Source organism: Cupriavidus consociatus, assembly GCF_017814975.1.
Taxonomy (GTDB): Bacteria; Pseudomonadota; Gammaproteobacteria; order Burkholderiales; family Burkholderiaceae; genus Cupriavidus; species Cupriavidus consociatus.
On record NZ_JAGIQA010000018.1, the window covers coordinates 1 to 22,303 of the forward strand.

The following is a 22,303-nucleotide window of genomic DNA, read 5'->3' on the forward strand; positions in this document are numbered from 1 at the left end:
GTGAAAGTAGGTCATCGCCAGGCTCTTATTGTGCAAAACCCCTCGACAGCGTGTGCTGCGAGGGGTTTTTGCTTTGGTGTTTCTAGTCCTAGACAACGGCACCACCCCCAGCTCCCGTTGTTTTCCCGCTGCATTCCGGGTACCCCTGCATTCCTGCTACACACACCTTCTGCTATGTTCGATTCCCAAGTGCCCACATACAGCACGAAATCGTTTGCATCAAGCAGCAAGCAGTGAGCAATAGACAGGCCCTAGCCAAGGAAGCAGGGCCGGTTCCGGGATTTAAGGGGTTACATGACGGCCAAGATGTTTCGGCTGGTTTTTACTGGCGCCGCCAGCGCGCTGATGCTGGCAGGATGCGCATCCCATCCCCCTGATCCCGCAGGGTTATCTACAGCCGAAGCTGATTCGGCACGGGTGACCAGCGTCTCGGCGGTCGATTGCGAGGCCTTTGCCAAACGGATGACGGCATACGCCGAGGCACAACGCGCTACCGAGCAGCGCGCGCTGGCTTCGGCCGCGCCGGCCGATTCCCTTGCAGTCAGTTCGGGAGTTGCGGAAGCCGATGCAGGCGACGATGGCGAAGACGCTGACACCGCACCGCCGATCCTGGCCACGCTTCCACTGTTCTCCGTGTCGCAAAGCGCAGGACAGCTGCCGGTCGGCTGGCAACCGTGGACCATCAACCGCAACAAGATCCCCACCCGCTATGCGATGGCCGAAGTCGACCAGCGCGTGGTCGTCCATGCACAGGCCGAGAGCTCGGCGTCTGGGCTCTACGTACCGCTGCACGACCGCGATGCCGGCATGGTCCGCTGGAGTTGGAAGACCAGCGGGATCATCCGCAATGCCGACAACAGCCACGGTCCGCGCGAGGATTCTCCGCTGCGCCTGTTCGTCGCCTTCGATGGTGACAAGGGCAGCCTGCCGCTGAAAGACCAGTTGATGTACGAGATGGCACGGCTCACCACTGGCCGCGAAATGCCTTACGCCACGCTGATGTACATCTGGGGCGGCAAGCGCGCCGAAGGCTCCGTCGTGGCCAATCCGCATACCGACCGTGTGCGCATGATCGTGGTCGATAGCGGCACGAAGCATGCCAATGAGTGGCGCTGCCATGAACGCGACCTGCGCGCCGATTACCGCAAGGCGTTCGGCACCGATCCCGGGCGAGTGATTGCGGTCGGCATCATGACCGATACCGACAACACCAAGAGCAAGGCGGAATCCTGGTACGGGGATATCGCGCTGGACTGAAGACAACGTGGCGGCGTCAGCCGCCGACCGGTTCGGCCATCGCCAGCACTGCGAACGAGGCCAGCCAGTGTGTCGAGACATAGTCGCCGGCAACGGCATAGGGCAGTGATGCCTCGATATGGTCGGACCAGGCGCGTACGGCCAGCGGCCGCAGTGGTTCTGGCAACGCCGGTTCCAGCAGGCGCCAGCACCACGCGCGCGACAGGTTCAATCCGTCGAGATGCGACGTCTTGGGATCGCTGCGATTGGCCACCTCCACTGGAGTCAGCCAGTTGGCCAGTTCCGCAGGGCCCGGCACGAACATTTCCCACCAATGCCCGAACGCGCTGCCGTCCATGACGGCATGCATCAATACGGCTTCGGTCATGCCGCCCGACAGGAATTCATCGCCGCCCGGCTCATAGCGCGCCGGATAGCTGCGGTCGTGCCCGAACCAACGATGCGCCCGCCGAACGATGGCGCGCCGCAAGGCCGAGTCCTGCGCCGCGCGCGCGTAGGACAACGCCATCACGCAGGCAAAGGCGCTGTTGAAGTGTGTGCCGGTGCGCACGGGGAAATCCGCCGCGTCCAGAAACTCGGCCAATTCCCGCGACAGGTGCGAGGCGAGCGGCGCGCAGGCTTCGGCCCATGCCACGGCGCGCGGATCCAGCTGAGCCAGCGCCAGCAATTCGGCCTGCAGCTTCAGCACCCAGCCCCAGCCATATGGACGTTCGAACGTCCGCGAACCGGGTCGATGGAAATAGTCCAGCTCGACCGCGATATGCTGCGGCCGCAGTTGCGCGTCGAGCGCATCGCGAAGTTCGTCCGCTTCATCCAGGTCAGGGTACAGCGCCAGCAGCCGCACCAGCAGCCAGTGCATGTGCACGCTCGAATGCCAGTCGTAGCTGCCGCAGAATGCCGGGTGCCAGGTCGCCGGCTCGGCCACGTCGCCGGCGGCGCACATCATGTGATCCACCTTGTACGGATAGCGGCGCAGGATATTGTCCAGCGCCACGCGCGCAAAGCTGCGCGCCGTCCCCCGATCAAGCGCCGAGCGGCCCATGCAGATGCTCCCCCTGTCTTGCGCGAATGCGCTGTTATCGATTCTGCCTGCAGGCTGCGCCTTGAGTTCTTGTTGTTACGCAGGCGCCAGCCACTTCTCCACCAGCCGCACGAAGAAGGTCGAGCCAACCGGCAGCAATTCGTCGTTGAAATCGTAGCTGGGGTTATGCAGCATGCAGGGCCCCATGCCATGCCCGCTGTCGCGGTGTGCGCCGTCGCCGTTGCCGAGGAACAGGTAGCAGCCCGGCTTTTCCTGAAGCATGAAGGAGAAATCCTCGGCGCCCATGGTCGGCTCGATGCCGCTGTCGACATTGGCTTCGCCCACCAGTTCGGCAGCGACCGCGGCGGCGAAGCCGGTCTCGGCTTCGGTATTGATCGTGGGCGGATAGTTGCGGTGGAATTCGTAGTCGACGGTGCAGTCGAACGCGCTCGCGACAGCGCGGGACACTTCCTCCATGCGCCGCTCGATCAGGTCGAGTACCGGCACCGTGAACGTGCGCACCGTACCGCCGATCCAGGCTTCGTTCGGCACGATATTGGTTGCGTCGCCGGCATGGAACTGGGTGACCGAGATCACCGCGGTATCGATCGGTCGCTTGTTGCGGGTGATGATCCCCTGCAGCGCCGAGACGATCTGCGCGGCGGTGAAGACCGGATCGTTGCCATTGTGCGGCATGGCCGCGTGCGCACCCTTGCCGCGCACGACGATGCGGAATTCATTGCTCGATGCCATCAGCGGACCTGCGCGCGTGCCGAAAGCGCCGACCGGCATGCCGGGCCAGTTGTGCACGCCGAACACCGCATCGCAGGGGAAACGCGAAAACAGTCCGTCCTTGATCATCTCGCGCGCGCCGCCACCGCCTTCCTCGGCCGGCTGGAAGATCAGGTGCACGGTGCCATCGAAGGGCTTGTGCTGCGCCAGGTAGCGCGCCGCGCCGAGCAGCATCGCGGTATGTCCATCATGGCCGCACGCATGCATCTTGCCCGCATGCTGCGAACGGTGGCCGAAAGTGTTGGCCTCTTGCAGCGGCAGGGCGTCCATGTCGGCGCGCAGGCCGATGGTGCGCGCGCTGCTGCCGTGGCGGATCACCCCGACCAGGCCGGTGGTGCCGAGGCCGCGATGCACTTCGATGCCCCACGACTCGAGGTTGCGCGCAACCACGTCGGCGGTGCGCTGTTCTTCGAAGCAGAGTTCCGGATGAGCGTGGATGTCGCGGCGGATCGCGCGGATTTCGGCTTGCGCCTGCAGGATTTCGGGGATGAGCTTCATGATGCCGGAGTCTGGGCGTGGCGAGCCGGGTAGGCGTCGGATAACCCCGATCATACGATGCCTCTCGGAAAAGCGCCAAAATGCGCCGGTTCGTGCCTCATCCAGCAAATGGCGCGGTGCAATATGCCAAATGGTTTGGGTTTCCCCGCATTGCCCTCGCATGTCGACTGCTGGAACAGTTCATGCTTGAAGTGCCCGGCCGGCAAATTGCCGTTTTGCGCTGCATCACTGCGCCAGATTGCGCACCAAAAAGCAGCGCCCCGTGCGTGACCCGCTGCGTGACCCGCGGCGCGCGCATTGCCGATCCTAAAACGTCTGCTTCACTTCCTACAGGGAGAATTGCGCGATGTCCCTTCGCACTTTCAAGAAGGCAATCGGTGTTGTCGCCGTGGCCGGGGCCCTTGGCCTGGCATGGTCTGGCAGTGCCCAGGCCGCGGACCTCAAACTGGCCATGAGTTCGCCGCCGACCTCGATGGATCCGCATTTCTACAACCTGTTCTCGAATATCAATGTGTCGGAGCACATCTTCGACTCGCTGGTGAAGATGGACCCGGACAGCCGCATCATCCCGGGCCTGGCCGAGTCCTGGAAGCTGGTCAACAACCTGACCTGGGAATTCAAGATCCGACAGGGCGTGAAGTTCCATGACGGTTCCGAGCTGACCACCGAAGACATCGTCTGGTCGCTGGACCGCCCGGCCACCATCCAGAACAGCCCGGGCAAGTTCGACGTCTACACCAAGGCGATCGTCAACAAGAAGGTGATCGACAAGTACACCATCCAGCTGACCACCAACAAGCCTTATCCGCTGATGCTGAACGACCTGACGTCGATCTTCATCGTGCAGAAGAAGGCCACACAGGGCCTGAGTTCGGACGACTTCGCCCAGGGCAAGGGCATGATCGGCACCGGGCCGTTCAAGTTCGTCAGCTACGCCCGCGACGACCGGGTCGAACTGGTGCGCAACGACAACTACTGGGGCGCCAAGCCGGCGTGGGAAAAGGCCACGCTGCGCTTTATCCCGAACCCGGCCACGCGCCTTGCGGCACTGCTGTCGGGCGACGTGCAGGCGATCGAGAACGTGCCGACGCCCGACCTGCCCAAGGTGCGGCAGGATCCCAAGCTGTCGTTCTTCTCGAAGATCTCGCACCGCGTGATCTACCTGTATTTCGATGCCAAGCGCGACAAGTCGCCCTACGTCACCACGAAGGAAGGCGCGCCGCTGGACAAGAACCCGCTGAAGGACGCGCGCGTGCGCAATGCCATCAGCATGGCGATCAACCGGCAGGGCATCAAGGACCGGCTGATGGAAGGCCTGTCGGAGCCGACCAACAACCTGGTGCCGCCCACGCTGTTCGGCTACAACCCCAACCTGAAGACGGTCAAGTACGACCCCGAAGGCGCCAAGAAGCTGCTGGCCCAGGCCGGCTACCCGAACGGCTTCGGCGTGACGCTGCACACGCCCAACAATCGCTACGTCAACGACGAGAAGATCGCGCAGACCATCGCGCAGAACCTGACCCGCATCGGCATCGTCACCAAGGTGGAAGGCATGCCGATGGCGACGTACTCGTCCAAGGGCATCAAGCACGAGTGGTCGTTCGGCCTGCTCGGGTGGGGCGCGCAGACCGGCGAGGTCAGCTCGCCGCTGCGCGCGCTGCTGGCGTGCGAGGACAGCAAGAAGGGCTTCGGCACCACCAACTGGGGCGAATATTGCAACCCCAAGATGGACGTGGTGCTGGAACAGGCGCTGTCTACCGTGAATGATGCCGAACGCTCCAAGATGCTGCAGGAAGCCACCGCAATTGCGATCAACGATGGCGGTATCATCCCGATCCACCAGCAGGTGACCACCTGGGCCACGCAGAAGGGCATCGTCTACGTGCCGCGTACCGACGAGCGCACCTACGCGCATAACTTCAAGCCCCAGTAAGCAGGCTGCCTGCTGCTGAGTTCGCGGTGCCGCGTACGGCTGCCGCGCCGCCTGGAAGCGCATCGCGCTCCCGGGCGGCGTGCGCATTCGCGCGCGAAAGGATAGTGGTCTGAATATGCTGGTTTTCATCATCCGGCGCCTGATGCAGAGCGTGGTGGTGCTCTTCGTCATGTCGCTGCTGGTTTTCCTCGGCGTCTTTGCCATCGGCAATCCCGTCGACATCCTGATCAACCCGCAGGCCGACCAGGAGGACATCAAGCGCACCATCGCGGCGCTTGGCCTGGACAAGCCGTTGTGGGAGCAGTACTGGGTGTTCCTGCAGAATGCTTTGCAAGGCAACCTCGGTATGTCGTTCGCGCATGGCACGCCGGCGCTCAAGCTGATCTTCGAGCGCATGCCGGCCACCATGGAGCTGGCCGTATGCGCGATCCTGCTGGCGATCGTGCTGGGCATTCCGCTGGGGCTGTGGGCCGGGTTGCGGCCCAACGGCGTGGCGGGCAAGTCGATCATGACGGTGTCGATCCTGGGCTTTTCGCTGCCCACTTTCTGGGTCGGCCTGATGCTGATCATGGTGTTCGCGGTGCAGCTCGGCTGGCTGCCGTCCAACGGGCGCGGCGAGACCGTGCGCGTGCTTGGTATCCCGCTCAGCTTCCTGACCGTCGACGGCATCCGCCACTTGGTGCTGCCGGCGGTGACGCTCTCGCTGCTGAATATCGCCATGGTGATCCGGCTTACGCGCGCCGGCACGCAGGAGGCGATGCTGCAGGATTACGTCAAGTTTGCGCGCGCCAAGGGCTTGTCCAATACGCGCATCGTCGGCGTGCACGTCCTGAAGAACATCCTGATTCCGATCGTCACGGTGATCGCGCTGCAGTTCGGCTCGATCATCGCGTTCGCGATCGTGACCGAATCGATCTTTGCCTGGCCCGGCATGGGCAAGCTGATCATCGACTCGATCCAGCTGCTGGACCGGCCGGTGATCGTCGCCTACCTGATGGTGATCGTGACGCTGTTTATCCTGATCAACCTGGTGGTAGACATCGTCTACAGCATGCTCGATCCGCGCGTGCGCATTGCCGACAACAAGGGCTGAGCCATGACTGCCGCAACCGTCGAACCGCAAGACAAGACGCCGCCCGGCGCACCACCGGCCGCACCTTCGGCCGCGCGCGAACAGTCGCCGTGGCGCCGCTTTGCCACGGAGTTCTTTTCCAGCAAGATCGCCGTGGCGGGGCTGGCCACGCTGGTCACCATCATCCTGATCGCGATCCTTGCGCCATGGCTGGCGCCGCAGAACCCGTATGACCTGGCTACGCTCGACGTGCTCGACGCGCGTCTGGCGCCGGGCGAGAAGGCCGGCACCGGCATGACCTTCCTGCTCGGCTCGGACGAGCAGGGGCGCGACATCCTGTCCGCGGTGATGTACGGGCTGCGCATCAGCATCGGCGTGGGCGTGGTGAGCACCGTGATCGCGCTGTTGCTCGGTGCCACGCTGGGGTTGCTGGCCGGCTTCCTGGGCGGGCGTACCGAGGCGTTCATCATGCGCGTGGCCGACCTGCAGCTGTCGTTCCCGCCGATCCTGCTGGCGCTGATCCTGCTGGCGTTCCTGCGCCCGGGGCTGGGCAATATCGTGATCGCGCTGGTGGCGGTGCAGTGGGCCTACTACGCGCGCACCACGCGCAGCGCCGCGCTGGTGGAGCGCCGCAAGGAATATATCGAGGCGGCCACCTGTCTGGGCCTGCCGCCCCGCCGCATCATGTTCCGCCACCTGCTGCCCAACTGCCTGCCGCCGCTGATCGTGATCGCGGCGCTGCAGGTGGCGTCGGCGATCACGCTGGAGGCGACGCTGTCGTTCCTCGGGCTGGGCGTGCCGATCACGGAGCCGTCGCTGGGCTCGCTGATCTCCAACGGCCAGCAATACATGCTGTCGGGCAAGTACTGGATCAGCTTCTTCCCGGGCATCGCGCTGGTGGTCACCATCGTGGCGATGAACCTGGTCGCCGACCAGCTGCGCGACGTGCTCAACCCGCGCCTGCAGACGCAATAACCCGCGGGAGACCGACATGGCACAACCTACGCTGGTCGTAGAGAACCTGAAAACGCATTTCTACACGCGCGGCGGCATTGCCAAGGCCGTCGACGACGTGTCCTTTACCGTGGGCCGCGGCGAGATCATGGGGCTGGTGGGCGAGTCCGGTTCGGGGAAGTCGATGACCGGCTACTCGATCATGGGCCTGATCGACCCGCCCGGGAAGGTCGTCGACGGACGCATCGCACTGACGAGCCGCGACGGCATTACGCGCGACCTGCGTGCGCTCACGCCGGCGCAGCAGCGCGACGTGCGCGGCAACCGCATCGCGATGATCTTCCAGGATCCGATGATGACGCTGAACCCGGTCCTGCGTATCGACACGCAGATGATCGAGGCGGTGCTGGCGCACGAGAACGTCGGCAAGGCGGTGGCGCGCGAGCGTGCGCGCAATGCGCTGGCCCGGGTCGGTATCCCGTCCCCTGACGAGCGCCTGCTGGCCTATCCGCACCAGTTCTCGGGCGGCATGCGCCAGCGCGTGGCGATCGCGATCGCGCTGCTGAACAAGCCTGACCTGATCATTGCCGACGAACCGACCACGGCGCTCGACGTCACCATCCAGGGCCAGATCCTGTACGAGATGCAGACCCTGTGCCGCGAATCCGGCACGGCGCTGATCTGGATCACGCACGACCTGTCGGTGGTGGCCGGGCTGGCCGATACCGTGTGCGTGATGTATGCCGGCAAGATTGTCGAGGCGGGCGATGTGCGCCAGGTGCTTGAGCATCCCGAGCATCCGTACACGCACGGCCTGATCGGATCTGCGCCGTCGCGCAACCCGCGCGGCGCGCCGCTGCGGCAGATTCCGGGGATGACGCCATCGCTGCTGAACCTGCCGGGTGGTTGCTCGTTCCGCGAGCGCTGCCCGTACGCGACCGCCGCGTGCAAGACCGAGCCGCCGCTGGAGACCGCGCCTGACGGCCGCCGCCTGCGCTGCTTCCACCCGGTGCTGACCAACCAGGAGGCGGCATGACCACGACTGAACTGCAATCCCGACCGATGGCAAACACTGCGGCCGCTCCCGGTGAGACGCCCGCGGCGCCGCTGTTGGAGCTGCGCGGCGTGTCCAAGCGTTTCGTCAAGTCGCTCGACACCGCGGCGCGCATCGCCAACCTGTTCGGCGCCCATGCGCGCGAAGAGGTGGTGCATGCGGTCGACCGCGTCGACCTGAGCATCCGCACCGGCGAGGTGGTGGGCCTGGTGGGCGAATCCGGCTGCGGCAAGTCCACGCTGGGCCGCATGGCCGTAGGCCTGCACACGCTGACGGAAGGCGATCGGCTGTGGCGCGGCACCAACCTCGACCACCTGCCGCCGGACAAGCGCCGCGAGAAACAGCTGGCGATCCAGATGATCTTCCAGGATCCGTACGCCTCGCTCAATCCGCGGCTGCGCGTGCTGGACATCGTCGGCGAGGCGCCGGTGGTGCACGGCATGGTCGACCGTGGCGGGCAGAAGGGTTATGTCGAGGACATGCTGGTGCGCGTCGGCATGGACCCGACCGTGCTGCGGCGCTTCCCGCACCAGTTCTCGGGCGGGCAGCGCGCGCGCATCGGCATTGCGCGGGCGCTCGCGGTGAAGCCGGAATTCCTGGTCTGCGATGAGTCGGTGGCGGCACTCGATGTATCGATCCAGGCGCAGGTGCTGAACCTGTTCATGCGGCTGCGCGAAGAGCTGAACCTGACCTATCTGTTCATCAGCCATGACCTTGGCGTGGTCAAGCACATCAGCGACCGCGTGGTGATCATGTACCTGGGGCGGGTGGTCGAGTCGGCGCCGACCGAGGACGTGTTCGCCGCGCCGAACCATCCGTACACGCAGGCGCTGCTGGCCGAAGCGCCGAAGCTGGAGGTCGGCAAGAAGACCTATGTGGCGATCAAGGGCGAGATTCCATCACCATTGAATCCGCCGCCGGGGTGCCATTTCCATCCGCGCTGTCCGTATGCGATGCCACGTTGCAAGGAGGAGCAGCCGGCGTTGAAGGAGATTGCGCCGATGCGGTTTTCGGCTTGTCATTTGAATGACATGAAGTAGGGGAGAAAGCCAGCGGCTGGAAAACTTACCGGATCACCTGCCCCTTCGAATTAATCACCGTCATCTCCACGAACCGTGACCCCACATGGTTCTCCGGCGTGAAGTTGACGATGAATCCGCCCAGGTCAACGCTGCGCATCGATTCCAGTGCAGTCACCAGCTTCTCGCGCGTCAGGTCCTTGCCCGCGCGGCGCAGCCCTTCGGTAAAGGCCTTCGCCGCGATGTAGCCCTCGATGCTGGCGTAGTCGAATTCATTCGGCTTGCCCGCGGCCTGAAGCAGGCGCAGGTATTCGCGCACCACCGGCAGCGTTGCGTTGCCCGGATGTGGCATGACTTGCGAGATGATCACGCCGCTGCCTTTCGCGCCGACCTCGTTCGCCAGCGCCTGCGTGCCAACGAAGGAGACGTTGTAGAACTGCCCGTTGTAGCCGCGCCGCAGCGCTTCCTTGACGAAGGCGCCGGCCGTGCGGTACGCGCTGATCATCACCACGGTGTCCGGGCTGGCCTTGAGCACACCTTGCATGGCGTCACCGATTTCCACCGTATTGCGGACCACGGCTTCGCGCGCGACCAGCTGCACGCCGCTGTCGCCGGCGGTCTTCAGTGCGCGCTCCAGTTCCTCCAGCTCGGCCTTGCCGTAGGCATCGTCGTTGTAGACCACGGCCACGCGCTTCAGGCCGGTGGTCTGGATCTGGCGCAGGATCGCCGTGGCCTCGTCGCTGTAGCCGGCGCGGACATGGAAGACGTAACGGCTGCGCGGCTCACGCACCGAGCGCGCGCCGGTGTACGGACCGAAGAACGGCACCCTGGCCTGTGTGGCCAGCGGCAGCGAGGCCTGGCTGGTGGGCGTGCCGACGTAGCCGAATAGCGCGAAGACGCGCTCTTCCTCGATCAGCTTCCGTGTGTTCTTGGCGGCAGGCTCGGGCTCGTAGTAGTCGTCCAGCGCCTCGAGCCGGATCTTGCGGCCAAAAATGCCGCCTTGCTGGTTGATGTGGTCGAAATAGAGCCGTGCGCCCGCGTTCATCTGCTTGCCGAGCGATGCGGCTGGCCCGGTCAGCGCGGCCGATTGCCCCAGCAGGATGGTATCGGCGGTGACGCCGGTTTCGGATGTGGCAGTGCTGGCGATGGCAGCGCCGGATGCGCCGCCCGTGCCGATGGCGCACGCCACCAGCAGGCCGGCAAGCCGGCCCTTGACCCCGGATCGGAAAAACATAAACCCCCGCAAAATGTGGTTCGGTTACCCGTTCGCCGCCATGGGCCGGTCTGCGCCGGCATTGGACGGCAAGCGCGCCGCCAGCGTGGTGCCCGCCGCGCGCCGGCACATCATATCGAATACAATCCGATCGAGATACTCCCCGCCATCGCCCCGCACGGCCGGGGACGCGCCGCAGCGCCGGCGCGGCGCCAGCCCGCGACCGCTACCGCGAACTGCGGCAAGCGCGCCATAAAGCTCACGTTCCGACCGAACGAAAGATAACGACAGACCGCCAGCCCCCCGGAGATCCCATGGCTTCCCGCATTGTCCGCGCCGCCTGCCCGCATGACTGCCCCGACACCTGTGCCTTGCTCGTCACCGTCGAGGACGGCCGCGCCGTCAAGGTGGCCGGCGATCCGGACCACCCCGGCACGCAGGGCGTGCTGTGCACCAAGGTATCGCGCTACACCGAACGCACCTACCATCCCGACCGTCTGCTGACGCCGATGAAGCGCATCGGCAGGAAAGGCGAGGGCAAGTTCGCGCCGATCTCCTGGGATGAAGCGCTCGACACCATCGCCACGCGCCTGCAGGCCATCGCCGCGCGCGATCCGCAGGGCATCGTGCCATACAGCTATGCCGGCACCATGGGCCTGGTGCAGGGCGAGAGCATGGCCGCACGCTTCTTCCACAAGCTGGGCGCATCGCGGCTGGATCGCACCATCTGCGCCAGCGCCGGCGCCACCGCGTTGCGCTATACCTATGGCGCCAGCGTCGGCATGGACATGGAGCACGTGGTCGATGCGAAGCTGGTGATCATCTGGGGCGGCAACCCGATCGCTTCCAACCTGCATTTCTGGACCCGTGCGCAGGAAGCCAAGCGGCGCGGCGCCACGCTGGTGGCGATCGATCCCTACCGGTCGCTGAGTGCCGAGAAATGCCACCGCCATATCGCGCCGATGCCCGGCACCGACGGCGCGCTCGCGCTGGGCATGATCCATGTGCTGATCCGCGACGGGCTGCTCGATCATGACTACATCGAACGCCACACGGTGGGCTTCGAGGCACTGCGCGAGCGCGCCCAAGCCTATCCGCCGGCGCGCGTGGCCGAGATCTGCGGCATCCCGGTCGAGGATGTCGAGTGGCTGGCAGGCCTCTATGGCCAGCTCGCGGTACGCGAGCGCCAGCCGGTGGCGATCCGCCTGAACTACGGCATGCAGCGCGTGCACGGCGGCGGCCAGGCGGTGCGGGCGGTGGCGTGCCTGCCCTCGCTGGTGGGCGCGTGGCGCCATGCCGCGGGCGGTCTGCAGTTGTCGACTTCGGGTTTCTTCCCGATCAACGACGCCGCGCTGCAGCGGCCTGACCTGCTGCCGGGCGGGCCCGGGAAGCTGCCGCGCCTGGTCAATATGAGCACCATCGGCGATGCGCTGCTGGCGGGCCCCACGCCCGGCGCGCCGCGGATCGAGGCGGTGGTGGTCTATAACAGCAACCCGGTCGCGGTGGCTCCGGAATCCGTCAAGGTGGCCGAAGGCTTTGCGCGTGAAGACCTGTTCACCGTGGTGCTGGAGCACTTCCGCACCGATACCGCCGACTACGCCGACATCCTGCTGCCGGCCACCACGCAGCTGGAACACACCGACGTGCACAAGGCCTACGGCCACACCTATTTCCTGGCCAACAACGCGGCAATAGCGCCGATGGGCGAAGCGCTGCCGAACACGGAAATCTTCCGTCGGCTGGCGCAGCGCATGGGCTTTACCGAGCCGTGCTTCGCCGACAGCGACGACGATATCGCCGCGCAGGCGATCCTCCCGGGCGATGCGCGCGCCGCCGGCATCAGCTGGGCGTCGCTGAAGGAGCAGGGCTGGCAGAAGCTGGCGCTGGCGCCGGCACCGTTCGCCGACGGCGGTTTTCCTACCGCCTCGGGCAAGTGCCAGTTCTATTCCGAACCGATGGCGCGCGACGGCTTCGACCCGCTGCCTGACTATGTGCCGCAGTACGAGTCCCCGGCGACCGCGCCGGAACTCGCGGCGCGCTACCCGCTGGCGATGATCTCGCCGCCGGCGCGCAATTTCCTGAACAGCTCCTTCGTCAATGTCGACAGCCTGCGCGCCACCGAGGGCGAGCCGCATCTGGACATCCACCCGGCCGACGCCGCCGGGCGCGGCATCGTGCACGGCGCCATGGTGCGCGTTTTCAACGACCGCGGCAGCATGCTGGCGCGCGCCCGCGTGACCGACCGCGCCCGGCGCGGGCTGGTGGTGGGCCTGTCGATCTGGTGGAAGAAGCTGGCTTCGGACGGCAAGAATGCCAACGAGCTGACCAGCCAGCGCCTGACCGACCTGGGCAGGGCGCCGGTGTTCTATGACTGCCTGGTGCAGGTCGAGGCCTGCACGGAAGGGGCAGTCCAGCCCGCATGAATAGGCGGCACGGCGCGCGGCACGGCCGCCGGCGCGGGGCGGCAATCCTGGCGGCGGCGGTCATGACGGCCCTGGCCCTGCTCACGGCCGGATGCGAAACCGTGGGCTACTACGCGCAGTCGATCGGCGGCCACCTCGGCGTGATGGCGCAGGCGCAGCCGCTCGACGACGCGATCGCCGGCGCGCGCGACGCCAACGACGCGCGCCTGGCGCAACGGCTGGCGCTGGCCGGCCGCATCCGCGACTACGCGTCGCGCGAGCTGAAGCTGCCCGACAACGGCAGCTACCGCCGCTATGCCAACCTGCACCGGCCCTATGTGGTGTGGAGCGTGTTTGCCACGCCCGAGCTGTCGATGGAGCTGCGCAAGTGGTGCTTCCCCATCGTCGGCTGCATCAGCTACCGGGGCTACTATGCGCAGGCCGATGCCGAGCAGTACGCGCAGTCCCTGCGCCGCGACGGCCTCGAAGCGTACGTGGCAGGCATCCCCGCCTATTCGACGCTGGGCTATTTTGACGACCCGCTGCTCAATACCTTCGTCTACCTGCCGGAGGGCGAGCTGGCGCGGCTGATCTTTCACGAACTGGCGCACCAGGTGGTCTACGTGCGCAACGACACCGCCTTCAACGAGTCCTTTGCCACCGCCGTGGAAGCCGCCGGCGTGGAGCGCTGGCTGGCGGAGGATGCCTCGGAGGATGCCCGCACCAGCTATCGGCAGTACGACGCGCGCCGCCAGCAGTTCCGCGCGCTTTTGCTCGGCACGCGCGACCGGCTGGCGGCGCTGTACCAGACGCCGCTGGACGACGAAGCCAAGCGCGAGGGCAAGGCGAGGATCTTCGCCGACATGCGCGAGCAATACGCTCGGCTCAAGCTGGAGTGGGGCAACTACAGCGGCTATGACCGCTGGTTCGACCAGCCGCTGACCAATGCCCACCTGGCGGCGGTGGCGACGTACCAGCAGTGGGTGCCGGCCTTTACCGCGCTGCTCGCGCAGTGCGATGGCGACTGGCGCCGCTTCTATGCCGAAGCCGGCCGCATCGGCGCGCTGCCGGCCGACAAGCGCGAGGCCGCGCTGCGCCGGCTGGCACCGCCTGCGACCCGCGTCGATACGCTGACCGCAAGCGGCAAGGCGGCCGAGAGAGACTGAGAGGAACTGATGGCTGCCAGGCGTCGCAGCAAGCCGGCGCCGCTTCAGTGCGCCGGGTGGCTGGCCGGTCCCGCCGTGCGAGAATTGCGATCATGTCCACCGTACAGAGCCCCGCCCCCCCAGACGCTGTGTCCGACCCCGTGCCGGCGCGCATGCAGATCGCCGAGCGCCAGGAAGCGCGCCGCCGCCAGATCCTAGATACCGCCGCGCAGCTCTTCTATACCAAGGGCTATCCCGGCATGACCATGAATGACCTGTGCCGCGCGCTGGGCGTGACCAAGCCGGCGGTCTACTACTACTTCACCGACAAGTACGAGATCTTCGATATCCTGTGCCGCGAGTCGGCGCAGACCTGCCTGCCCGTGATCCGCGAGACCGCCGACCCGGCGCTGCCGGTGCGCGAGCGCCTGCATGCCTGCCTGCTCGAAATGGCGCGCCGCTGCGTCGCCTGCCACGTGCCCGCGACCCTCAGCTTCCGCGACAACCAGTACCTGCGCCCCGATACCGTGGCGTGGCTCGGCAGCATGGCGCGCGGCTTCTACCGCGACCTGTATGCGCTGCTGGAAGAGGGCAAGCGCGAGGGCGTGTTTGCCTTTGGCGATGCGCGCGTGACAGCGCATGCGATCGGCAGCGTGGTCGGCTTCATGTACACGTGGCACCAGCCGGGCCGGATGGACGACGAGGCGCTTGCGCACGAACTCGCCACCAACATGATGAAGCTGGTGCTGCCCAGCGGCGGTTGAGGCCACCGTCCTAGGGGTTATCCCGCTGCCACCGTGACACCGGTGGCGCATAATGCCCGTCAGGGGCGCATTGCGTTGGGCAATGTCCCCGAAGACTTCGTCTAAGTTGTTGTTTTAACCGAGGCGCCCGTTTAGCATCTCGGAAAAATCGAACGACCATTCAGAAATTCAGGAGACGGTGCTATGGAAAGAATTTGGCTGAAACACTACCCGGCCGGCGTCCCTGCCGAGATCGATGCCAGCCAGTTCCGCACGCTTGCCCAGCTGCTCGAAGCCTCTTTCCGCACCTACGCCGACCGCAAGGCCTTCGTCTGCATGGACAAGGCCATCACCTACGGCGAGCTCGACCTGATGTCGTCGCGCTTCGCCGCGTGGCTGCAGTCGCGCGGGTTGCGCCCCGGCGCACGCGTGGCAATCATGATGCCGAACGTGCTGCAGTATCCGGTGGTGCTGGCCGCGGTGCTGCGCGCCGGCTTTGTCGTGGTCAATGTCAATCCGCTTTACACTCCGCGCGAACTGGAGCACCAGCTCAAGGACAGCGGCGCCGAGGCCATTGTCATCCTGGAGAACTTCGCTGCCACGCTGCAACAGGTACTGGCCCGCACGCCAGTCAGGCACGTGGTGGTCGCCAGCATGGGCGACATGCTCGGCGGACTGAAGGGCGCGATCGTCAATTTTGTCGTGCGCAACGTCAAGAAGATGGTGCCGGCGTGGGAGCTGCCCAACTGCGTGCGCTTCAACAGCGTGCTGGCCGAAGGCAGCAAGCTGACGCTGCAGCCGGCGACCACCGGCCCCGACGACATCGCCTTCCTGCAATACACCGGCGGCACCACCGGCGTGAGCAAGGGCGCGGTGCTGCTGCACCGTAACGTGGTCGCCAACGTGCTGCAATCCGAGGCCTGGATGCAGCCGGCGCTGGCCAAGGGCGGCCATATCGACCAGGTCGTCACCATCACCGCGCTGCCGCTGTACCACATCTTCGCGTTGACAGTCTGCTGCCTGCTGGGGATGCGCAGCGGCGGCATGAGCGTGCTGATCCCCAACCCGCGCGATATCCCGGGCTTTATCAAGGAATTGCAGAAGTACAAGTTCAACATGTTTCCGGCGGTCAACACGTTGTACAACGCGCTGATCAACAACCCGGAGATCGCCAAGGTCGACTTCTCCGGCCTCCGCGTGGCCAACGGCGGGGGCATGGCGGTGCAGGAAGCGGTGGCCAAGAAGTGGCTGGACAAGACCGGCTGCCCGATCATCGAGGGTTACGGCCTGTCCGAGACCTCGCCGTCGGCCACCTGCAACCCGACCGACAGCAATGCGTTCTCCGGCACCATCGGCATGCCGCTGCCGTCGACCGAAGTGGTGATCCGCGACGACGATGGCAAGGACCTGCCGCTGGGTCAGCCGGGCGAGATCTGCATCCGCGGCCCGCAGGTGATGGCGGGGTACTGGAACCGCCCGGACGAGACCGCCAAGGTCATGACCGCTGACGGCTTCTTCAAGACCGGCGATATCGGCATCATGGACGAGCGCGGCTACACCAAGATCGTCGACCGCAAGAAAGACATGATCCTGGTGTCGGGCTTCAATGTGTACCCGAACGAAGTCGAAGGCGTGGTGGCCGAGTGCCCGGGTGTGCTGGAAGTGGCCGCGGTGGGCGTGCCCGACACGCACTCTGGCGAGGTGGTCAAGCTGTTCGTGGTCAAGCAGGACCCGGCGCTGACCGAGGCGGACGTGATCGAGTTCTGCAAGGAGCGGCTGACCGGCTACAAGCGGCCGAAGTACGTGGAATTCCGCACCGAGCTGCCCAAGACCAACGTCGGCAAGATCCTGCGCCGCGAACTGCGCGACAACCGCAAGGCGGCCTGAGCGCCAGCGCCTGCGCAAACGACAACGGCCTCCGCAACGGAGGCCGTTTGCTTTCCAGCGCCGCTGCCGCGGCTCAGCACTCGTTCGATGGCGCCAGTCTCGGATCCGTACTGCCATCCAGGTAGATCACCCGCACGCACGCGCCCGGCTCCAGCCCCGGTATCGCCGGCGCATTGGCCGATACGAGCGCGCCATCCATGGTCCGCACCTTGTACTGGAACAGGTCGATCTGCTGCACCGGCGCCGGGCGACTGAACAGCCGGCTCAGGTCGAAGGCAAAGCCGACGCCCACGCCGCCGCCGCCGCCACCTCCCGCGGCACCCACGCCCACGCTGGTACCGCTGCCGTAGTAGGCGGGCGCCTGCGCGACGTCCATCCGAGTCAGGAAGGTCCTTTCGGTCACGCGGCCGAGCTTGATGGTGGCATTCACCGGCGTCACCTGCGGTGGTTGCGGCGTGCTGCTGCACGCGGCCAGGAGCGGCAGCAGGCCGCACAGAGTGAGGTAGGGTAGCGTCTTCATGGCGAGATCAGGCCGTTCTTGAGCCTGCCGAGTAGTCGGAACAGCGCGCGCCGGTCGGTTTCGGCCAGCCCCGCGAACAGTTGCCCGATCCAATCCTCGTGCGCGCGCGCCATGCGCGAGAACGCCGCGCGTCCGGCGGGCGTCAGGCGGATCAGGTAGGCGCGGCGGTCGGTTGGCAGCGCCTCGCGCGAGACCAGCCCTTCCTGCTGCAGCTGATCGGTGATGCCGGTGACATTGCCGCCCGTGACCATCATGCGGCGCGACAGCTCGCCCATCTTCAGCCCTTCGGGGTGGCGGTCGAGCTGGGCCATCAGGTCGAAGCGCGGCAGCGTGCAGGCAAATTCCTGCCGCAGCCGCGAGCGGATGTCGCCTTCGATCAGGTTGGTGCAGGTCAGCAGCCGCAGCCACAGCCGCAGGTCTTCGTGCTCGGTCTGGTCGGCACGGGTTTCAAGGTCGACCGGCGCGTTCTCGGCGCCGGCGGCAGGGGACAGGTTTGGCATCTTCAGTGCAACGGTGCGCGGGTGTGCGGCGAACGCCGCCAGCGGCTGCCTCATCGGGCCGGCAGCCAACATTTGATGCCTCAAGTATATGCGCGATGCGGACGGTCGCCCCTGCCGGCGATCAAGGCGCCGTCAATCGACCTTGGCGCCCGAATCCTTGACCACCTTGGCCCATTTGGTGGTTTCGGCGCGGATCAGCGCGGCGAACTGCTCCGGCGTGTTGCCGACAGGTTCGGCACCCTGTGCCTGCAGGCGTTCGCGTACCGCGGGAGCGCCGAGCGCCTTGGCCACTTCCTGCTGGATGCGGTGGACGATTTCCGGCGGTGTCCCGGCGGGTGCCAGCATGCCGAACCAGGAGCTGGCCTCGTACTGCGGCAGGCCGGCCGCCTGCGCGATGGTCGGCACGCCCGGCAGTGCCGGCGAGGGTTTGGCGCTGGTCACGGCCAGCGCCTTGAGCTTGCCGGCCTTGATCAGCGCCATCGACGAGGGCAGGTTGTCGAACATCACCTGCATGGTGCCGCCGGTCAGGTCGGTCAGCGCCGGCCCGCTGCCCTTGTACGGGAAATGGACCATGAAGGTCTTGGTCTGCGTCTTGAACAGCTCGCCGGCCAGGTGGATCGAGGTGCCGTTGCCGCTGGAAGCCATGTTCAGCTTGCCCGGGTTGGCACGCGCGTAGGCGATCAGGTCCTTGACGCTGTCGATCTTGTTCTGCTGCGCGAAGGCCGGGTTGACCACCAGCACGTTCGGCACCGCCGCCACTTCGGTGATGGGTGCAAAGTCCTTGATGGGGTCGAACGGCAGCTTTCCGTACAGCGACTGGTTGATGCCGTGAGTGCCGACCGTGCCCATCAGCAGCGTATAGCCGTCCGGCGCCGCCTTGGCGACGATATCGGCGCCGATATTGCCGCCCGCGCCGGGTTTGTTGTCCACCACCACGTTCCAGCCAGGCAGCTTGGCCAGCTCCGCGGCGACGGCGCGGGCCAGGATATCGGTGGTGCCGCCTGCGGCAAACGGGACGACCAGCCGGACCGGCTTGGACGGATACGGATCGGCGGCCAGCGCCGCGGGACTGGCGAGCGCGGCAAGGCTGCCGGACAGCAACAGCGCGACGACGCGCCGGCGAATGGGTTGCATGCGTGGTCTCCTGATATCGCCGCCTCGTGTCGCCGGGCGGTGGCATGTGCATTCTAGTTGGCCGCAATCGGCACGCCGATGGGGTGATGCCCTAAGCGCAAGGCGCCGCTCGCCGCCCATGAAAAAAGGCACCCGCAGGTGCCTTTTGAACGATCGGCCGGCGAGGCTGGCGATCAGAACTTGTGGCGGATGCCCAGGGCGACGCCGACCATCTTGTCTTCGCCGGTACCCAGGAAGTAGCCATTGGCGAAGCTGATCGCCGAGGTGTCGAAGTTCAGGCCGGCGTTCTTCGAGAAGGCCGTGGTCAGGTACACGTCAGTACGCTTGGACAGGTTGTAGTCCGCGATAAACGAGATCTGCCAGGGATTCTTGATGTTGTTGGTGGCGCCGGTGGCGGCCGGATTGAAGTTCTTGACGTCGTCGTAGTAGTACGCGAGCGTCAGGCCCAGTGCCGGGGTGACCTGGTAGTTGGCGCCGACCCAGTAGTAGTTGTCCTTCAGGATCGTATTTTCGTTCGGCGCCTTGCTCATGCCCCAGCGATAGCCGGCCATCAGCTTGGCCGGGCCAAAGGCATAGCTGGCAGCGACCGCGGCCTTCTTGAATTCCCCGGTGCTGCCGGCGGCGTTCAGGGTCGGGTTGTACTGGTCATAGGCGCCGCTGATGCCGAACGGGCCGGCTGCCCATGACACGCCTGCACCGTAGCCGGTATCGCGGCGGAACTGGCCCGGGACTTCGCCGCCGCCGGCGACGCCGTTGCCGAACGACCAGTGGGCGACCGCGGTTACCGGACCGAACTTGCCCGTGTACTTGGCCGTGTTGTCCGAGCGGAAGTTCAGGCCCAGTTGCGCCACCACCGGTTCATACTGGGTGGCATAGCCGGTCGGCGAGAAATTGGCCATCATGTCGAACAGCGAGGTGTACTGGCGGCCGAAGGTGAAGCGGCCAGCCTGGGCGCTTTCCAGACCGACATAAGCCTGGCGGCCGAACAGACGGCCGCCTTGCTGCAGACCACCATTGTCGAGGCCGAAACCGCTTTCCAGCACGAACAGCGCCTTCAGGCCGCTACCGAGGTCTTCCACGCCGCGCAGGCCCCAGCGCGAGCCGGACAGGCCGCCGGATGACATACGGAAGAGGTTTTCGGCCGGGCCGGTGGCAAAGCCGTTGGCGGACGACGGGATGACGCTCGACATATTGCTCACGTACTCGATGTTGGCATCCACCACACCGTAGAGCGTGACGCTCGATTGGGCCTGCGCCGCCCCAGTAAATGCGCCAAGCGCTGCCAGCGCCAGAAGCGATTTCTTCATGCTCGTTGATCTCCACTGTAAGAATTATTGGTGACGAGCCCGGGGGAACCTCCTGTTGGTCTCCATCCCCCATGCGTCAAACTTCCTTGGAAGTTGCGAAGTACTGTAACAAACAACTTTTCGTTCACCATTCGGGCGCAACCCCCTTGTCTGGTTTTAACAACTCAGGGTTTCTGACTAGCGGGCCGCATCAATACAAGGCGTGGCGCGGGATGGCGAGAATTAGAGGCAAGCTACAATGCGGGTAATCCCGATGCGGTCGCAGGTGGGCCGCGCTGCCGCGCGTACCCCACCATGGCGGGGCCTCGGGAGCAAGAAGATCAATCCGCTTGCGCGACATGGACACCCTGATCAAAGAATTCGACGTGGCACTGCGCGCCATTGCCGGGGCAACCCGCTCCGCGCGCGCCAACCCGGCCGACCAACTGGCGCCGGACACCGAACAGATGAGCGCCGACGAGCGGCACCACGTGGCCGGCCTGATGCGCATCAACCATGTCGGCGAGGTTTGCGCCCAGGCCCTGTACCAGGCGCAGAAACTGACCGCGCGCAACGCGACAGTGCGCGCGCAGATGGATGCCGCCGCGCGCGAGGAAGAAGACCACCTGGCCTGGTGCGCCGAGCGCCTGCGCGAACTGGGTTCGCGGCCGAGCCTGCTGAATCCGCTGTGGTATGCCGGCGCGTTCGCGATCGGCTGGGTCGCAGGCCGCGCTGGCGACAAGATCAGCCTCGGCTTCGTGGCCGAGACCGAGCGCCAGGTCGAGCACCATCTCGGCGGCCACCTGGACCGCCTGCCTGAAGCGGACGGCCGCTCGCGCGCCATCCTGGAGCAGATGCGCGACGACGAGATCCGCCATGGCGATGCCGCCCGCGATGCCGGCGGCATCCCGCTGCCCGCGCCGGTGCGTGCGCTGATGCGCGGCGCCTCGCGCGTGATGACCACCGCGGCCTACCGCATCTGAAGCGCGGCGTCGGTGCGCCCGGCCTCATGGCCGCGCGCCGGCGGTGGTCCGCCCGCCCTTGATTTTCCGATGCTGGCGGGCGATTGTTGTATCCTTCCCTCGGGTTGCGGGACAGTCGTTCCCGCCGCCGCCGGCAGTTCTCCTCCCGCAGTTCTCAGGTGGTTTCTCTGCTTTCCTCCCTAAGATCTTCATTTCATTAAGGATTCACTTTCACGGTGCGTGAAGTGTGCGCGCTAAGTCATTGTTCTGATTCGAAAAATCTCGTTTGCTGCCCTGCAGCGAGCCTTGACCGCCCAAATCGCTTCCTCTAAAGTGGGAAATAGTGTGAGGAAGTGTATTTTTGTGTGAAATTGCGAACCGACCGTGGGATGATTTCGCCACAGTCGGAAACAAAGGGATTCACGCGATTGCCAGCCGCCAGGGGGCACCGGCAGCGGGCAGGGACCGGGAGCGAGCTTGTTTCAGGGAGCATCGGCGCTGTCGCTGGATGCCAAGGGGCGGATGTCCATTCCGTCCAGGCACCGCGAGGCGCTGCAACAGCAGGCCGAGGGCCGGGTGACGCTGACCAAGCACCCGGATGGCTGTCTGCTGCTGTTTCCCCGGCCCGAGTGGGAGACCTTCCGCACGCGCATTGCAGCGCTGCCGATGGATGCGCACTGGTGGAAGCGCATCTTCCTGGGCAACGCCGCCGACGTGGAAATGGACGGCGCAGGCCGGGTGCTGATCGCACCGGAGCTGCGCAGTGCCGCCATGCTCGACAAGGAAGTCATGCTGCTCGGCATGGGCAGCCATTTCGAAGTGTGGGATGCCGCGACCTACGCCGCCAAGGAACAGCAGGCGATGGCGCAAGGCATGCCCGAAGCATTGAAAAATTTCTCTTTCTGAAGAGG

At 65.7% G+C, this 22,303-nt stretch carries 19 protein-coding genes; 12 read left to right on the forward strand and 7 right to left on the reverse strand.

Going from position 1 to position 22,303, the window contains the following annotated elements:
- Positions 1-294: 294 nt before the first annotated feature.
- Positions 295-1,257, forward strand: coding sequence for a DUF3047 domain-containing protein (locus J8I82_RS23130; RefSeq protein WP_209761207.1), 963 nt, complete (start codon positions 295-297; stop codon positions 1,255-1,257).
- A gap of 16 nt (positions 1,258-1,273) precedes the next feature.
- Here the strand turns inward: J8I82_RS23130 and J8I82_RS23135 are convergent, their stop codons facing one another.
- Together J8I82_RS23135 and J8I82_RS23140 are read right to left on the reverse strand one after the other, a co-directional pair.
- Entirely contained in the window at positions 1,274-2,299 is a 1,026-nt protein-coding gene (locus J8I82_RS23135) for a DUF2891 domain-containing protein (RefSeq protein WP_209761208.1), read from the reverse strand.
- Between the two features lie 75 nt (positions 2,300-2,374).
- Positions 2,375-3,568: a M20 aminoacylase family protein gene (locus J8I82_RS23140; protein WP_209761209.1), complete on the reverse strand. Its 1,194-nt coding sequence runs from the start codon at positions 3,566-3,568 to the stop codon at positions 2,375-2,377.
- A 346-nt stretch (positions 3,569-3,914) separates the two neighbouring features.
- Between J8I82_RS23140 and J8I82_RS23145 the strand changes: the two genes are divergently transcribed.
- From J8I82_RS23145 to J8I82_RS23165, 5 genes are all read left to right on the forward strand, one after another.
- A complete protein-coding gene (locus tag J8I82_RS23145; protein WP_209761210.1) occupies positions 3,915-5,501 on the forward strand; it encodes an ABC transporter substrate-binding protein in 1,587 nt (528 codons plus the stop codon).
- Between the two features lie 115 nt (positions 5,502-5,616).
- On the forward strand, positions 5,617-6,594 hold the full coding sequence (locus J8I82_RS23150) for an ABC transporter permease (RefSeq protein ID WP_209761211.1): 978 nt from the start codon (positions 5,617-5,619) through the stop codon (positions 6,592-6,594).
- Positions 6,595-6,597: 3 nt separating this feature from the next.
- On the forward strand, positions 6,598-7,548 hold the full coding sequence (locus J8I82_RS23155; protein WP_209761212.1) for an ABC transporter permease: 951 nt from the start codon (positions 6,598-6,600) through the stop codon (positions 7,546-7,548).
- A 16-nt stretch (positions 7,549-7,564) separates the two neighbouring features.
- Entirely contained in the window at positions 7,565-8,563 is a 999-nt protein-coding gene (locus J8I82_RS23160; RefSeq protein ID WP_209761213.1) for an ABC transporter ATP-binding protein, read from the forward strand.
- On the forward strand, positions 8,560-9,621 hold the full coding sequence (locus J8I82_RS23165; protein ID WP_431831575.1) for an ABC transporter ATP-binding protein: 1,062 nt from the start codon (positions 8,560-8,562) through the stop codon (positions 9,619-9,621). Before J8I82_RS23160 ends, J8I82_RS23165 begins: the two co-directional genes overlap by 4 nt.
- 25 nt (positions 9,622-9,646) lie before the next feature.
- Here J8I82_RS23165 and J8I82_RS23170 read toward each other — a convergent pair whose 3' ends face one another.
- On the reverse strand, positions 9,647-10,834 hold the full coding sequence (locus J8I82_RS23170) for an ABC transporter substrate-binding protein (protein WP_209761214.1): 1,188 nt from the start codon (positions 10,832-10,834) through the stop codon (positions 9,647-9,649).
- Positions 10,835-11,127: 293 nt separating this feature from the next.
- On the opposite strand from J8I82_RS23170, the gene J8I82_RS23175 reads away from it, so the two are divergent.
- The 4 genes from J8I82_RS23175 to J8I82_RS23190 all read left to right on the forward strand — a co-directional run bounded on the left by J8I82_RS23175 (position 11,128) and on the right by J8I82_RS23190 (position 16,990).
- Positions 11,128-13,236, forward strand: coding sequence for a molybdopterin-containing oxidoreductase family protein (locus J8I82_RS23175; RefSeq protein WP_209761215.1), 2,109 nt, complete (start codon positions 11,128-11,130; stop codon positions 13,234-13,236).
- A gap of 62 nt (positions 13,237-13,298) precedes the next feature.
- Complete coding sequence (locus J8I82_RS23180; RefSeq protein WP_245180024.1) at positions 13,299-14,381, forward strand: aminopeptidase; 1,083 nt, start codon at positions 13,299-13,301, stop codon at positions 14,379-14,381.
- Between the two features lie 92 nt (positions 14,382-14,473).
- Positions 14,474-15,124 (forward strand): TetR/AcrR family transcriptional regulator, encoded by a 651-nt coding sequence (locus J8I82_RS23185; RefSeq protein WP_209761217.1) that lies wholly within the window; start codon positions 14,474-14,476, stop codon positions 15,122-15,124.
- Between the two features lie 183 nt (positions 15,125-15,307).
- On the forward strand, positions 15,308-16,990 hold the full coding sequence (locus J8I82_RS23190) for a long-chain fatty acid--CoA ligase (protein WP_209761218.1): 1,683 nt from the start codon (positions 15,308-15,310) through the stop codon (positions 16,988-16,990).
- Positions 16,991-17,063: 73 nt separating this feature from the next.
- On the opposite strand, the gene J8I82_RS23195 is transcribed toward J8I82_RS23190, so the two are convergent.
- From J8I82_RS23195 to J8I82_RS23210, 4 genes are all read right to left on the reverse strand, one after another.
- Positions 17,064-17,510 (reverse strand): hypothetical protein, encoded by a 447-nt coding sequence (locus J8I82_RS23195; protein ID WP_209761219.1) that lies wholly within the window; start codon positions 17,508-17,510, stop codon positions 17,064-17,066.
- Positions 17,507-18,010 carry a MarR family winged helix-turn-helix transcriptional regulator gene (locus J8I82_RS23200; protein WP_209761323.1) on the reverse strand — a complete coding sequence of 168 codons (504 nt, stop codon included), beginning with the start codon at positions 18,008-18,010 and terminating at the stop codon, positions 17,507-17,509. The genes J8I82_RS23195 and J8I82_RS23200 overlap by 4 nt, the downstream gene beginning before the upstream one ends.
- Before the next feature lie 132 nt (positions 18,011-18,142).
- Entirely contained in the window at positions 18,143-19,144 is a 1,002-nt protein-coding gene (locus J8I82_RS23205) for a tripartite tricarboxylate transporter substrate binding protein (protein ID WP_209761220.1), read from the reverse strand.
- A 173-nt stretch (positions 19,145-19,317) separates the two neighbouring features.
- Positions 19,318-20,451: a porin gene (locus tag J8I82_RS23210; RefSeq protein WP_209761221.1), complete on the reverse strand. Its 1,134-nt coding sequence runs from the start codon at positions 20,449-20,451 to the stop codon at positions 19,318-19,320.
- A 338-nt stretch (positions 20,452-20,789) separates the two neighbouring features.
- On the opposite strand from J8I82_RS23210, the gene coq7 reads away from it, so the two are divergent.
- Positions 20,790-21,413: a 2-polyprenyl-3-methyl-6-methoxy-1,4-benzoquinone monooxygenase gene (coq7, locus tag J8I82_RS23215; RefSeq protein ID WP_209761222.1), complete on the forward strand. Its 624-nt coding sequence runs from the start codon at positions 20,790-20,792 to the stop codon at positions 21,411-21,413.
- A gap of 456 nt (positions 21,414-21,869) precedes the next feature.
- Entirely contained in the window at positions 21,870-22,298 is a 429-nt protein-coding gene (gene mraZ / locus J8I82_RS23220; RefSeq protein ID WP_010814778.1) for a division/cell wall cluster transcriptional repressor MraZ, read from the forward strand.
- The last annotated feature ends 5 nt before the right edge of the window (positions 22,299-22,303 follow it).